The 15,827-nt window shown below is 60.9% G+C and carries 7 protein-coding genes; 4 read left to right on the top strand and 3 right to left on the bottom strand.

What is annotated here, in order from left to right:
• Window positions 1–55: 55 nt before the first annotated feature.
• The 3 genes from KB221_07480 to KB221_07470 form a co-directional block, all read right to left on the bottom strand.
• Window positions 56–6,145 (bottom strand): DEAD/DEAH box helicase, encoded by a 6,090-nt coding sequence (locus tag KB221_07480; GenBank protein ID WIY67961.1) that lies wholly within the window; start codon window positions 6,143–6,145, stop codon window positions 56–58.
• Window positions 6,142–9,591: an STY4851/ECs_5259 family protein gene (locus tag KB221_07475; protein ID WIY67960.1), complete on the bottom strand. Its 3,450-nt coding sequence runs from the start codon at window positions 9,589–9,591 to the stop codon at window positions 6,142–6,144. The genes KB221_07480 and KB221_07475 overlap by 4 nt, the downstream gene beginning before the upstream one ends.
• A gap of 248 nt (window positions 9,592–9,839) precedes the next feature.
• Entirely contained in the window at window positions 9,840–11,210 is a 1,371-nt protein-coding gene (locus tag KB221_07470; protein WIY67959.1) for a hypothetical protein, read from the bottom strand.
• Window positions 11,211–11,449: 239 nt separating this feature from the next.
• Between KB221_07470 and KB221_07465 the strand changes: the two genes are divergently transcribed.
• From KB221_07465 to KB221_07450, 4 genes are all read left to right on the top strand, one after another.
• The gene (locus KB221_07465; GenBank protein WIY67958.1) at window positions 11,450–12,103 is read left to right on the top strand and encodes a hypothetical protein; all 654 of its coding nucleotides are present in this window, start codon (window positions 11,450–11,452) and stop codon (window positions 12,101–12,103) included.
• On the top strand, window positions 12,100–13,155 hold the full coding sequence (locus KB221_07460) for a hypothetical protein (GenBank protein ID WIY67957.1): 1,056 nt from the start codon (window positions 12,100–12,102) through the stop codon (window positions 13,153–13,155). Before KB221_07465 ends, KB221_07460 begins: the two co-directional genes overlap by 4 nt.
• A 186-nt stretch (window positions 13,156–13,341) precedes the next feature.
• Window positions 13,342–13,695 (top strand): hypothetical protein, encoded by a 354-nt coding sequence (locus KB221_07455; protein WIY67956.1) that lies wholly within the window; start codon window positions 13,342–13,344, stop codon window positions 13,693–13,695.
• Between the two features lie 1,158 nt (window positions 13,696–14,853).
• Complete coding sequence (locus tag KB221_07450) at window positions 14,854–15,777, top strand: hypothetical protein (protein WIY67955.1); 924 nt, start codon at window positions 14,854–14,856, stop codon at window positions 15,775–15,777.
• The last annotated feature ends 50 nt before the right edge of the window (window positions 15,778–15,827 follow it).

Here is a 15,827-nt window from a genome sequence, read left to right as displayed (position 1 = left end):
TCAGTGCATTTTTGCTGATCTGCACTGAGCTGATGATTGGGCGGCCGCACAGAACTCAGACATGACCAAGTTGCGCAACGACGTATGTCCCCCCCGGTCGACTCTTCAGCACCACATTGGTCATTCCAAGCGCGTTGGTCTGTTGAGCAGGCGCGGCGTGAAAATCAAACGACGCTTGCGAGCCGGAAGCACCCCAAGCCCCGAAACCCTGATCCAACAGCACTGACGCTTTTGCGCCATTCGCATAGGTCAGTTCGAGTATGCGGCCGTGACGAAGGGCCCCTTCGCGGCTGGTGACCGCCAGGCCGATCCGTCGTCCGAACAGACTGATGACATCTAGTCGGTCATCACCCTTCTTCCAGTCATCCCAAACCGCTCTCATCGACCGATCGCTCGGTTTCAGATTCTGAAGGTGAAGCGTGACCGGGACCGGTTCACCGGGGGTGGGGCGACAGAGCTCTTTGAAGCAATCGAGCGCCATACGCACCACGAGCGGCGAGTTCAGATACCGATCGCTGTAGCTCAGTTCGATAATGCGTTGATCGGGTGTACCGGCCTTGGCCAACAGCTGTTGGAGCTCCGCTGCGAACTTCTTTCCAAAGCGCGCTAGGTCGCCGTCGAGCTCCCCGTCGATCGCTTTGACGAGCGCGCTTGGTGACGGTTGCAGTCGATCAAGGCCCACCGGATCGCCGCCGACGAGAGAGGTTTCAGTCGTGTAGGCCACCAGCGGCGACTCATTGACCCGCCCCCAACCCGCGCCACCGACCGCCGCGTCAGCATCTCGCGTCGCGATGACCAACACCTCAGTCTCGCTCTCTGCTTCGGCCAGAACCCTAGCCCCGTTCGCCAGCTCTACGCCGTCGCCCTCCTCAAGCCGCGCTCCCCATTCGTGTAGGCGGTCCCGCAGCGCCAACCTTGACGCACCGTCGAGCGATGCAAGGTCGTCACGGCCGATCGAAACGACCACAGCTCGCTTCAGCCCTGCCCAACGCCGCGACGACTTAGCAGCGCTCCACTGCGTCAGCTCTCCTAGGTCGAGTGGTCCTTCGAGCCTGAGACGCACCGTATGCGCACCGTTCACCACTGAGCGGTCGATCGCGTCGAACATGTTGGCGATGAGACGGGCATTAGGGGCCGCCATATCGGCGGGTTGCGGGGCGGTGTTGTCAGCAAGCTTCCGCACCACTTGCAGCGCACTTTGTCGGTCAAGCGACAGCGCTTCTGTATCATTCAGATCACCGACCAAAACACACGCCGGGCAGCCGTTCTGGCAACCAGGCACGGCGCAATCTAGCAACCTCGCGCAGTCACGCAGCAGCTCAGGAATCATGTCGGCGGCCTGCACTGCAAAGCCAGCGCCTCCCGCAGATTTGTCGAACAGGAAGAGGCTAAATCGACGCCCAAACGCTCCGACACGAGGTTCAACTGCAAACCCCATCTCTTCAGGTTCAACGCCCAGCCGGCGGGCCAATGTCTCGCGCAAGGCGATCACCAACGCCAAACCAGCACCGCTCTGTTCGATCCCCGAAACCTGCAGCTCGAACACATCGGTCGATATCTCATAGCCAAGTCTCAGCGATGGTTTGACGCTGAACGGCTTGAGAGAACCTGGACAATCACCGGCGACATCGGCCTTCGCGAGCAGTGGTCTGTGTCGCCACACCACTCCATCGTCGACCTCGGGAACCGCATCGCTCGCATTGGCTCCTGGCTCGGCTCGACCGCAATACAGACAGAGCTTGTACCCCTTGCGGGCAGGCCCTGTGTTGCAGAAGAAAACGCGACCGTGCCGACTGGATCTCAGCCGGCCGAAGGCGGGGTCGATCAGCGAGGTCCACTCTGTGTCTTGGATTGTGACTGCTGGTGGTTCGGCAGGCACGTGTGAGACCAAATCAGGGTCGGCGTGAGGCTCGCTCATAAGGTCGGCGGCAAAGCCGGCAGGCTCCAGATACTCTGTCCACCTCAGTGAGGGCGCGAGACATGCTGGACAATCGGTTTGTTCGCGGCTCCTCGAAGTGCCGGATTCCCCGCAAGAGCCGCAACGCCAACGCCACAATAGGTTCTGAATTTCTCTGATGCCGTCGGCAGAAGCGGGCCGGCGCCAGTTCAGCGTCACACCGGCCGATTGGTGCACCAAACCATCGATAACGACAGCAGAACCGGGAGCATACTCACGGATGGCAACGTCCAACTGCCGCTGAGGATAGCTGTTAAAGCGAGCGCGCTCGGCTCCCGCGTCTTTCGGACCGTCGCCTCGACAAACGAACGAGACCACACCCGTCGGGAAGCCATGACCCGGCAGGAATCCACGACCACTGAGGACGCTAAGCAGGTAGTCGTCGCACATTCGCTTCAGCTGGATAGCCAGGCCACGGTTAATTGCCGTGTCATCCGCTCCACCGAGCGCTCGCACTGACTGGAGGGCGGCCCATTCGTCGCGGAAAGCAGCGCGAATGCGACGAATCTCAGCAGCGGCGCGATCAAAAACCTCCGCGTCGTTTTCGAGCACGGAACCTCGAACAAGCTTGGCAACGTGAGGGGCATAGGCTTCCCGCGTTGAAGATTGCTCTGCGAAGTCAGCCAGCTGCTTCGCGGGGTTATTGATGTCTTCTTGGGCACCCGCTGCCGAGGTGCAGCCGAAGAACCCCCCAGCCTGCATCTTCAGCGCGTTACCGGCCTGGTTCTTGATAAAGACCGAGAAGAGCAGAGCGTTGACGTGACGCTGAACGATGACCGTACTGTCGAGAGCGACTCTTGGCGCTGCAACGGTTCGTTGGAGAAAACCAATCGGGTCTGAAAAGGCAGCGCGATCGAGTGGTCGATTTTTGCAGAAGGTAAACCCTAGCGACACGGCCTGGCGACGGCGTCCGGCTCGGCCGATGCGTTGACGGTATGATGCGAGAGAAGGCGGTACGTTGGTCATCATCACGTGGCTGACCGAGCCGATATCAACGCCCATCTCCATGGTCGTCGAACAGTTGAGCACATTGATCTCGCCGCGCTTGAACTCAGCTTCGTACTCACGGAGGCGATGCGGCGGTTGCTGAGCGGAATGCTCAGCGGAGCGGAAATAGTCGGCAAACAATGCGACGCGGTCCGAAATGTCTGACCACGCGCCGCTTAGACGCAACTCGGCGATCCCCGGATCGGTGTTCAACCAGTCGGCGATCAGCTCACGCGCTGTCTCAGGGTCTGCCTGCTCCCCCATGCCGAGGAAGGGATGAGGGTGCACAGGCAAGACAACTTTCGCAGCTGAACGTGGAGGCGCGTGACGTGATTCAGCGCCGTAAGGGGTCAGGCCGCGGAAGCTGGTGTCCAGCACACGCCTCGTAATCGGGCAGATGTAGGCAGCAGTCACCGGCGTAATGCGCGCTTTGGTAAACTCAAGCTGCCGACCGTTCGAGCCGACAGTGGCCATCACGCCAGCAGTCTGCATCCACGCCTGATCAAGGCATTCCTGGACGGCCGCTCTCGCCTCGACGTCGTCAAGTGGGACGCCGAGACCTTGGGCCAGCAAGATCACCGGTCGGCTCAACGGGCCTAGCGCTCGGTCGCCTTGCCGGATTGACGGCCATAGCTTGTGCCAGCTCTCAGTTTTGGCGTCCGCGCCCTTCACGTACTCGGCGGAGAAGACACTTGGTTGGATCCAGTGCCGGTCATTCCAAGGCACGTTCACTGCTGCGTTTTCACGCACGAGATAGGTCAGAATGATGTTGAGATAGTCGCGCCAGTCAGCCCCAGAGCCGCCGAAAGTCGTGAAGCTCGTAGGAACTCGCACATCCGGGATTGCGTCGACTTCGGCGAAACTCAATCGAGCCAGACCAAGCGTCTCGATCGAAATCGCTCGGCGAGGCCGCCGGAAGAACTCTCTCAAGAGTAGGAAATGCGCGAGTGCCTCAGGGTTCTCAAAGCGCCTGTCTCGGCGAGACCAAAGCTCACCCAACCAACGCTGTACTTCTGGCCGCTTGCTGAGCGCGGACACGAGTTCCTGCCACCCAAGACCGGCGCTCGAGCCGGACAGCGCCGCTGCGCGTTGGGCTTCGAGCTTTGCGAGCAGACCTTGGAGTTGAGGCATGCTGGCGGCAGGTCCGCGGAGCTGCTCGATCTCAACGTCCAACTCCGTCGTGTCAGGTCGATGCCCGAGCACAGCCTGCATCGCGTGATAGACGAACGACCGTACGAAGTTTCGTTCCGCGCCAACCTGCAGCTTCGCTGAAAATCGAGCGGTGCCTTGGCGACTATCGGTGAAAGACAGCAGTTGACGACCACCCATCGGAACCGATTTCGCAGTCGTTTCGTCGGCGGCAGAGGCTGCACTGTCCAAAAGGACCGGCGTGGCGTTCTGGAGAATGAACGGCGCTCCAAATCGCAACGGCCTTATGAGGTCGGGTCCGTTTTTGCGGGAGGCGTGGCAGACTTGGCAGCAGCGGCAGTCTTCGCCATCGACGCGTTGAAATGAGACTCGGCCCTCCCCTGCGCTGTCGTACGCTTTCGACGACTGCACATCGACGTGCAGTGATCGAGCTTGAGACAGTGGGCGGCATACAAGGCGGTGATGAAAGTTGGAGCTGACTGTGGCACCCTCGAGGTCTCCCTCGTCGTCACCTTCGCGGTCGTCGTTGGCACCATCCGCGCTATCAGCATCGAGCGCATACTCATCCGAAACGACCGCGCGCGTCGCTCGCACCAGAGCACCATCGCCCCGCTCCGCGACATCGACGTAGGGTTCTCCGCACGCGTTGCAGAGAACGATATCAAACGTCGGTGAACCACAAACGCATCGTTCGACGTCTTCTGTTGAGATCGACCCGAAAGGCCAATCTGCCGGGATCGGGCGCCGACAAGCGTTGTTGAGGCAAGTCCAAATCCCAGGGATTGCCCGATGGAAAGCGTGAACGCGAAGCGGAGATAGACCTTCATCGTCTCTGCGCGCGGTTGAGATTGCATGGAGGAGCACATCTGGCGAAACACCGACGGCTTCCGCCACGCCCTCCACCGACGGCCACGGGACCGGCCCTTTACGCAGCTGGTTGAGGAGTGGGCGAATGTTCGCGCTGCTCGCCAGCGTGTCAAAGGCTCCTTCGGCGGTGGGGTCATCAAATGCTGAAGCCAAGTGCCCGGTATCACTTATCGACGGCAACTCCGGCCATTTCTGGCGTCCTTCAATGACCGTCACTTGCTCGAGTGCGACACCAGCGACATCCGCCAGAAACCGTTGCAACTGAACCTGGGCATCCGTCCCCCCGATCGTCGCTGAGGTCGCAATGAAGCGCACATCAGTTGGCGACACCCCAAAACCTAGACACACTCGGCGAAGAAGCAGTGCAATTTCGGCCGCCTGTGCGCCGACATAGCTGTGCGCTTCATCAAGCACGATGTACCGCAGCTTGCCCTGCGACTTGGCGAGGATCGGAGCGTCCTCTTTTCGCAGCAGCATGTACTCAAGCATGGTGACGTTGGTCACCAAGATGGGGGGTGGGCTCTCACGCAGCGATTTACGATCTCGAACCGCCTCCGGTCGCCCCTGACGTTGGTGGGAAGGCAGTTCCTCAGGCAGCAGTCCGTTGTAGAGACAAAACCTCAGCCTGCCCTTGAACGGCGCGGTCCAGTCCCGCAGCCGCTCCTCCTGGCTCGCGATCAGAGCGTTAAGCGGATACAGGATCACCGCCTGGACGCCTTCAAGCCCGGATCCGGCTGACTGTCTTGCCAGGTCGTCGATAATCGGTACGAGAAAGCACTCTGTTTTGCCCGAGCCCGTTCCGCTTGTGACCAAAACAGATTGGGGGCTGCTGGGGTCGCTCAGCTTTCGCCAGGCAGAGATTTGATGTTCGTAAGGTCGCCACTCAGCGCGGAAGCGGTAGCGATTTGGGCGGTCATCCGAACCCCCGTCCAGTGCATCTACAGTCGCTTGATGAAGTAGCGACCCCGCAAGTTCGGCCATGGTTTCATCAGCTTCAGCATAGCTCGGCGCAGCTTCGATGACCGGCTGCTGCATGACCCCGCCGTGCAGCGGGTCGGACGAACCAAAGCGACGGCGGATTTCTGCGGATAGGCCCGGGTGGTTGAGGCCCGACTGGCCAATCACCGCCTCAGTGGTACGCTGCCGCAAGTCGTCTAGCGTCTGAAATATGCTTGCCTGCGTCATGCGGAAACCTCGACGTGGGGAACTTTGGCCAGACTCAGCAGACAGGCCTCATAGGCTTCGGAAAAATGCTCTGGGTCTTCCAGCATGGCCTCCCTGATGCGGAGCCGTTGACGTGCCAGGAGCTTCACTAAATCAGCAGCTCTTAGTGCAGCGACCACGGGGGCCTGTAAGCCTTCCCAATGGTCCTCATGGAAATCGATGAACCACTGAGGGAGCTTTTCGAGCTCATTGCGAAGGACGTCATCGGTCATAAAGCACGAGCTGCGCCTACGCTCATGATCAGAGCCGGCCAATCTACGAATCCGGTCTTGGCCTAGATCGCGCGGTGATCGGAGGTCGCTCTCGCCTGCTTGTTGCCGGAGCCCAGCTGCTACAATAGGCGCTCGCAAATCTTCATCGAGCGAAATGAGTTTGTCGATAGTCACGTTGATCTGCGCCGCCGCAGTCGCCTGCGCCTTCGATTCATCCCATCCAATCGACCGCAGACCTTGGTACGTGCGTTGGTATTGACTGCTGAACGCCTGGCGCCAGTCTTCCAACGAAACCAAAACCCAGAGGAAGGGCAGTTCGGGCTCCAACGCCCATACACGTTCAAGCGCTTCATCGGTGGTGCTTGAAGCGATCAAGTGGGCCAACATGCGGGACCGACGACCGAGGTTCTTCAGGACGTTAAAAGTTGTAGCGGGGAAGCGTGAGCTGACGGCAACGAGCTGATGCAGCCACCGCAGACCTTCCGACGAGTCATTCGCGGAATCCTCGATGAATTCGAAAGCGGCCCTAAGCGATGCATCGTAGTCCGCACCTTCTTGAACAACTGCCTTCTGGAGGCTGTTGAGGTCGTGCTCAGACACGGCGAGACCCCGAACAAACCGGGGACGGCTGACAACCGCCTCTCCCTCGCACAGATAGACAATCCCTGGGCCGGAAAGATCAGTCGGAAGAGCAAAAGCGCGCATCGACATTGCGTCGGCGACGCTCAACTCGGCGATCGTCCGTTGTCCGGTCCCTGTCATATCGGCCAACGATCGCCACTCGAACGAAAGCTGTTCCCCAGTCCCTGACACCGGCCTGCTCAGTCGTACCGTGCCACTAGCTAACTCGATGTCATAAGCAAACCGTCTAACTCGCAGACTTGGACCGTTGGGTTCGAAAGCGACACGCACCTCGGCATCCAGGTCGTCAGACGCCTCCATCAACGCGGCAATCCGCTCTCTCAGCGACCACAGGGAGCATTCGTCTTCAAAGACCTGATGATAAACAGTGCGGTTCTCACGGGTTGTCGTTTCAATCGCGAGCTTGCCTTTGCCCCGAGCAAACGCTCGCGCCCCCCGCAGTTGCTTCAACGTCACCGACGCGTTGTCAGCCAAAACATCGCCATTGGCGCCGACCAAGGCCCCGTCACCCAGCGGAAAACGGGTCGTGACCTCCACCGTGCGCCCCTCGGGCGTAATCAAGCGAAGAGCGATTGTCTTGCGGCGATCGATTGACCAGACGGCCCGAAAACCTCGGTCGATCGCTTCAGCTCCATAGCCGAAGGTTGGATCCGCCTCGAGACGCCAGCCCTCTGCACCCTCCAACCAAAACTCCGCACCCCCGTTTGCGATGGCGCGGCTTCGAACGACCAGGTCGGTTGGAAGAATAATGAAGCGACGACGGTCGCGAGCAGCACGTGTGTCAGCCGAACGCCAAACCAAGTCGACGAGCCCGAACCCAAGTCGCTGACGCTTCAAGTCAGTCCACGCGCGTTCCCCGACAAGACGCCAGAATACTTCACCAAACCCGTACGCCGTCCTCGCCACGCCCGTTTGAAGAAAGACCGCGGGCACGCCGATGAAGACCTGACAGCCTGCGCTTATGGCTCGACTTTCCGGACCATCCAGGTGCAGAATCTCTGCGCGCCCAGCGGCGGTATTCGGCTCGTAATAGAAGCCCAAATCTTCATCAGGTGACCCAACAAGTGCCGGTGAGGTTATGTGAAAGAGCCTGCGCCCCGAGCCCTCCCATATGCTGCCTAGAGCATCACCTTTTGTTGTAGTTGCGACGTGGCTGGCAGGAGCCCAAACATAAATGGCCTTGTGTCGTGCTCGCTGCGAGCCGCACCCTAGCAATATCAGCTCTTCCGCCGTCTCGCAGTCGGTGTCGCGCTCGTCGACGAAGGCAAGAACCTCGGCATGAATCGGCTCCCCAGCCGGCGACCAGGTCAAGGCCGCCACACGCTGACCGTCAGAGCGTAGCTCCACCTGCACGGGGGAGGAGAATGCGAAGTTGCGCAACGAACGCCGAGGCGCTGCGGGGCGCGGCCGAGCGATCCAAGCGCCTTCTTCACCGGGCGGATCAAGAAGCGCGATCTCACCAGCCAGCCGATCGCCAAGATCGCCAATGGCATGAACGCGCAGTCTGGTTTGGATCGTACGTATCGACGCGGGGACGCGAATCTCACCGTCGACCGCGAGCCTTAGCCCCGGCGACCAACCGCCATCCCTTCGGACGAGCATGCGCCAACAACGAGCAGCCGAACCGCCTAAACGATCGAGGCTTTGGCTGACGAGCTCGTCAATGAGCCTACTTGCCCCCTCGCCTTCAAGCGCGATCGGCAGTTCGTCCCGCCATCCTTCCCGACGCGCGTCCAACCAAGCCGACGTCGGTACACCTGCTTGGAGGGCGTCGGGTGCTACTTCAACGCGCAGCTCGACGATGGCCAGTGCCAGCTCGGCAAGCAGTGTGAAGAACTCGGGCTTGCGGAAGGTTTGGGGGACTGCTGCGTCGGCGACAGCGAGTTCGACAACCGCTTCGAGGCTCTGTTCGCCCAGCACCGCGGTGCGAGCAATCAGGCGACGCAGAGTGCCTGCCAACCACCCCTGCTCCCTTGAACCGAGCAGACGTGTCGGAAACCCTCCCTCGAGCGCGAGAGACATCAACCGTTGTTCGCCGTGATCAGTGCGATGCGCGCTGCGTCCCCACCACTTCAATCCACGTCGCGCCAGCGACGCCGTGATCTCGGGCGTGACACCGCCTAGGCTCTTGAGCAGCTGATCCCATCGGTAAGCCCCCCCTTCGAACTCCCGACGAAACCACTCCGCTGCATAGATCGCAAAGACCGCTGCATCTCGCTCATCCGCCCGCTCAATCGCTCTTGTTCGAGTCAGTTGAAGCAAGTGGCGCCGCAGCCGCTCCCACTCGGTCAGCTCAAGTCGATACCGAAAGAGCGGGCGTCCATCCGGCCGCGTTAGTTTTCGAGCGCTCAGAATCGCTTGGGCAGGATGTTGCGTGTCTACCGGCTGTACCTTTCGGGCTGCCACCAGAGCCCGCGCGACCTCAGCCAAGAGGTCAAAACCAGCGTCGCATGAACGCTTCTTGAGTTCAGCGCTGAGGCCCTCGAGCGCGGCGACATTGTTTCGTTGCTGCTCGAAGATCTTGCGCAGATCGCTGACAGACGCCCGTCCCATCCCAACGACAGACGCATCCCCTCGACCTAGTACGCTCACCCCACACCCCCAAGACTTCTCTTCACCTCATAAGACAACCGTTACGGGTGAATGGAAAGGCCTATAGGTCAGCGGCGCGTCAAAATCGGTCGTAGGCCCCAATAAGGATGGCGGAGCGTGGACGCCACTACCGCCTCAGTTCGTTTGTCGTCATCTGCACTAAGAGGCGGTTTTGGCCGCTTAGACTCCGCGGCCGCTGAGCTGCTTGCTCACCATCGCCGACGTCGCGGTGAGGCGAGCGTCTGAAGCTCACTCACAAACGATGCGTGATCGTCGACCAGCGCGTCGTCGTCGAGACCGCCCGCGAGCGCCTCCGCCTCCCCGATCAAACCTTGCACCTCTTCGGTGATCCCACTCCCCAGCGTCACCAGCGCTCTCGCGCGTGCTCTCGTCAGCAGCACCGCAGCCAACGGATATCTCACCGCCAACCGCGACGACCAAAGCGGTATGTCGTCATGCCCACCCCTCAGCTGAGCGCGACGCACCACGATCAGGTCAGCTGCTTCACGCAACGCTGGCCAGTTCATGAGGAACGACAGACCTTTCATGGCGTCGGGGTGACCTGCGGCGAGCGCGAATGCGCGGTCGAGCGCGACGACGTCTTCGAAGTCAGCAAGCTTCGCGATCAGCGTGCGCAGCGCGTCAGCAGACAGCGTACGTTCAAACACGCGCCATCGCGCCTCGTCTGCTTCCTCGGCGCGCCCCTCCGCTTCGAGCACAACAATCTCTGCGGTTGACCAGGCATCCGATTGCGCCGGCAGGTCCCCTCTCCCGGCACGCGCCGTGAAGACCGGCTCACTGCTAATACGCGACGCATCGAGTGCGATGCGCGCTTCAGCGGCGCGACCGCCTTCGGCCAGTCGCCGCGCGATCTCAGCGGCGATGTCTGGTTTGCGAAAGTCGTCTTCAGAGATCGACTGGATCCACGCATCGAGGTCACCGCTACGATCAGCAAGCTTGCGTACCACCAGCGCAAGTCGACCAGTTGGTTTAGCGCGCCCCTTGGTGAGCTCGACCAGCAGTCTCTGTGCGAGCTCAGTGCTCAGTTCGTGTGCGCCGCGCCCCACCCAAGACGCCCATTGGTTCAGGCGCGTCGACAGCGCCTCGGTGAGCGCCGGTGCTGCAACGTCAGGTCCAGCCATCGACGCGAGCGCCGCAAGGTCGACCGACGCTGCATCAAACAGCAACGGCAGTTCCCCCTTTGCATCGCTGACGCGCGCGCTGAGGGACGGGTACAGATCGAACCAGGCGACCAGGCGATCGAGCGCTAGCTTCACATCAAGCGGGGACAAGCGATCGATGATGATGGCGCGCAACGCGCTCAGGTCGGCGAGCAACGCTGGTCGCTTGCGCCAAGAGATACGAGCGCGACTGGTGGCGAGCGTGGTGAGACGCTTGTCGAGCTCGAACGCGAGATCAGCGGCGCTGATCTCAGCGGCGAGCTCCATTCGGAGGCGGCGCTTCAAGTTCGGATCGCTGTTTGCGGCGTCGAATAACAGGGCAGCCAGTCGCTCAGGTCCAAGGGCGAGCAGGTTCACCTCGGTGACCGTCTTTTTCACGGTGGGTGCGCGCTTGGCCATTCGTTTGGTAGACAGCAGAGGCGGGGTTTAAGGCAAGCGCGGTCGATGGCTTTGGCGTCACTCGCTTTAGGCTGGCGGCTGGTTGGCATCGGGCGCTTCGGCGATCGTGGCCTGAAGACCCGCATACCCAGGCCGGCCGAGCGCGTGAGCGACACCTACCGCTGTGCATTGTTGCAACCATCAATGGCTTCAGCTCACCAACCTGCTTAGAGATCGAATGGGTTGGGGAGTGCAGTGCGTTGGAACGAGCGATCTCGAGACAGGCTGTCGCCGAATGGCGCGACCGACAGATTCTTGCAGCAGCCGCACTGCTAAACCAGAAATCCATCGACGCCCGCGCTGCGTTTGATCGCGAGGTCGAAACCGCGACCGCAGCAGAGACGATCTTCAACCCCTCCGCACTCGCGAACTCTCGTATCGATGCACTTATGGGTGCCTCGCTGAGCGCAAGCTTGCCTGAGTTTCTCGGGATAGCCGCCCGGGAACTCGCCTCGATTGATCAGCGCCTCGGCGACATTTCCGACACCCTCTCGCGGCCCGATTTGATTGCTCTCCCCCTGGCCTCGTCCCCCCTGCCCGCGGCAACCGCTGTCGTCGAAGTCGGTTCGGACAACACTTCGGAACCGGAGGATACCCAACCACAAAAGCGCGGGATCTCAAGGGTCTCGGCGATGTTGGTCAAACGCGCTTCGTCTTTAGCGGACGGCGCAGGGTCCGCCGCGGATGATCTGCTGCAAGACAAGCTCGGTTTGAAAAACCGGCTTCGATCGGCAGCGACGCAACGCATCGCCCAAAGCTGGATGGGCGGAACGGGCGAGCCAAGACCGGTGTTGGCGCAGCTGGTGTCGCTGATTGACGATACGACACACGCAGCGCGAATGAGCTTGTCATGATCGGCGAGCTGGCCGGCCAGATCTTTCTGCGCGTGATCCCAGAGCACCTCGTGCAGGGAGTCGCTAGCGGCCAGTACAAAGTGTTCGGCTCTGTCATCAAGAACCTGGCCACTGGCAAAGGGGTCGGGTTCCTCCAAGAAGCTGCGCCATTGGCGTCGATGGCGATGAATGGCGCGTCACTGGGCCCGGTTGGCGTGGCGGCTGAGGTGGGGATCGGCGTCGCTCAGGTCGCGCAGAATGAAGTGATTAAAGCTGGGGTCGCGCGTCTCGAACAGGCAGTCGGCTTGCTGCAGAGTCTCGGCATCGCGAACCTTGCGCTCGGCGCGACTGGTATCGGCGTGTCGATCGCAGGCTTTGCGGTGATGTCGGCGAAAATCGACGGCGTGGAGCGCGCGGTGCATGGACTTTCCGATCAAATCGGTACGGTGAGTGCGAAGATAGACGCGCTACAGCGAGACGCGATCGACGTCGATTTCGCTGAGCTCAAGTCTTTGGCCAAAAGCTTCGATGAGGCGTGGCAACTGAGCGGCGACGCAGGGACGCGCCGTTGGCACGACGTCGCCCGAGGGGCGCTTAGCCAGCAGTCTCGCTTCGAGCTGCGCGCCGACCGCGTATTGAACGGCACCCCCCACCATTACCTCGATGCCGATCCATTCCTGGACGCAGTGAGCTTGGCGAGCGCGCTGCGTGTCGCATCGCTAGCTGCCTGCGACGAGTCTCTGGCTGCGCGCGAAGCTGCGGGAGACGGGGCGAAGAGCATCGAGAGACTGACCGGAGGGCTTGGTCTGGCAGACCTCTCTCAGGGAGTTCTTGAAAAGACTAAGGCTCAGCCAGGGACCCTAGACTGGACGCTCGCACAGGCTGCGGCCAACCAATCGATGCGGCCCATCGCTCTGAAGATTAGGCAACGCGAAGCCGCCGCGATCACGCGCGCAGCGCCGCTGCTCGAGCTCGAAGAGCGCGCCATCAGACCGCGCGAATGGCTTGAGGCTGCGCGCTCTGAGACGAGTTCGCCTGTCTTGTTCATGCCTGCAGGCCTGTTCGCCAGCTAGCGGGCGTTGCGCGATGCACGCCGCAGCCCGCCCCTTCAGTGCACTTTTCACGATCTACACTGAGCGCGGGAAACGGCGCGCAGCATCCCCGCCCCCCTGTCGAAAACGGTGAAGCGCAAAGACTCCACAATCGGCTACCGTTCGATGGCCGGGACCGGCTATTCAGTTGATTCCATGGAGGGTTGAATGCGCCGCACGCTGATGACGATTATCGCGACGCTGTCGCTGGGCGTTGGGTCCGCGGCGGCCGAGCCGACGTTGGACGAGTACATCAATGCGCCCAACGAAGATGCGCAGCTCGTCCAATCGCTTTACCTAATTGCGCTGTACGACGGCCTTAAATGGGCGACCGCGTACAATGAGGTTAATGGCCTCCCCAAAATGTTCTGCGCACCACCCAACCTAGCGCTTGTTACCGAGCAGCTTGACGAAATCCTTCGGTCAGAGCTGACGGCGGGGACGATCGAGTTAGAAGACCTTATGCCAATTGCTCTTATGAAGGCCATGCAAGCGACCTTTCCCTGCGACGACGACGCTTAGGGAAGTCACGCAGCGTACCGATGAGGTTTATCTTGCCTGTCACTGGTCAGGGCACTTTTGGTATTGTGCACTGAGTGACGTGTTCGGTCGCCAATCCGGCTGAATGTCTGCCCCCCGTTATCAACTGTCCGCTGCCGAGAAAGCCGGGCGTTGAAGAGGTCCCTCCGAAGACCTCTAGCGTTTAGCTGACAGCACTCACCAAACCATGGGAGTACACATCTAATCTTTAGTGAGGTCCGACGACCAATATACGCTAAGGTCTGTTTGAACTTCACTCATATGAGACATTGCAAACGCTACGGAAACGTCCGCGCTCAAAGCTCCAAAGATTGGATCCATCCACTATGAAATCCGCATAGCCGTTTGACGTGCTGCCCGGATACGAAATCGGGCCATCAAAACCCACCCACGGTTCCTCACATCCATCTTCGCCGCACGTGTACAGAGAGATCGCACAGCCACCGCTGCCGCAATATCCGCTGTCACGTCTCGATGCGAAGAATGCGGTTTGGTAGCCGATTGGAGCCGGATATTCGGTCACTGCGAACCCTTCCGTATCCATAGCGCGCCATTCCAACCCCAAGGCCTTCGTCAACCAGCTTCTCGTCACTCGTGGCTGAGGGCCTTCGCTCCGGGGAGCGGCTCTCCAAGCGTGGGCCCTAGGGATTGTTCGAGAGACTATTTCCTCTGGGTCACACTGGAATGCGGTCTGGGCGACCGCCTCTCCCACGGGCGCTGCAGCAATGATGACACTCACAAAGGCTATAGTCCGACGCATGACGGCCTCTCGATTTCGGCTTTTCGACCGGATGACCGCCCAGCGAACAGTACGGCTCTGTCAGCCCAGAATGAATGCCGGCACTTGCCGTGGCACCTAGCGTAGCTGTCGCAGCCAGATCTACCAACCCGTGCCGCCAATTCGACAGCTCGCCGGAGGGCTTTGCCTGCCCATTGATAATGCCTAACGTCCGCTTGCCACCCTTAGCCGGCAGTCAGAACGTCGGCTTCGGGGGCAGAAGCCCTCCCCTCCCGACCACTCGCTCAGGGGCCACTATCAGGGGCTGGCTACCTCGAATCGATCACATCGCTGTAGCGTCAGGCACAGGCTACCGAGGCTCGGCCTCGCCGAGGCCAACTCTGCCTGCGATGAGAGCTGCGATGACCGACCATGTAGTCGCTACAACCTGGCTTGGCTGCGATCACGTTCTGCCGCTGTCGCCGGAGCAATATCAAGAGGTGCGCCGCGCCAAAGACCTGCTGATGGCGGGCCTGGCGTTAGAGGAGAGCTATGACGTCTTCATCCTGAACTACACGAGCTTCGAGACAGGTGCGCTCGCGGCCACCGTGTCGAACGTCGTCGGCCGCCACCAGGACCGGCATGAGTGGGAGGAACTCAGGCGCGACCTCGACCGTCACTTAGTCAACTTGCTGGCCAGTGGCCAGATGTATGCGGACCATGCCGGCCGGCTGCTCAAAACCGCGCCTCGCAGCGGATGGCGTGTTGACCCCCAGCCGGTCATCGACGCACGCGCTGTCCTCGAGGCGGAACTCCCAGGTTTCAGAGCTATGCGATGGCTACGCAACGCAGCGCTTCACCAGACACTCCCGATCAGCTCTTGGGGATTCAACAGTTCTTGGACGGACGGTAAGACAGGTCCAAAGGCGCGCCGCCAGCACTCCTACTCCGCCGCCTTCGACATTCAGCTGATTGCCACTGCTCGGGGGCTTCCCCCCTCTTTGCGTGATGTCCTCATCGCTCGGGCGGATCGGAAGGGATTGATCCAGTGGCGACCATTGGTGAGAGAGTACGTGGAAGGCACATCCAAGCTGAATGAGGCCATGCGGAAGGCGCTGAAAGCCGGCGAAGCGGCTGCGTCCGCGCTGCTCGATGACCTCGTCACGCGCTACCGAGAGCCCTTCGGCGGTGAGAAGCCAATCAGCGTTGTAGCGGTTTGCCGGACGGCAGACGGACGATGGCTCGAGTTCAGCGCTCTAGACTTCGACTATCCGCAGCGCATCAACCCGCTTCGGAGGAAAAATCGCGCGCTGACGAACCTGCGCGATCTCGAAATTGTATCGTAGCTAGCCGGGCGGCCTCCCCCGCCCGGCAGAGTACCTTCTCGCAATGTTCA

This window comes from Aquidulcibacter paucihalophilus, assembly GCA_030285985.1.
Lineage (GTDB): Bacteria > Pseudomonadota > Alphaproteobacteria > Caulobacterales > Caulobacteraceae > Brevundimonas.
This window is presented reverse-complemented; position numbering and strand designations above follow the sequence as displayed.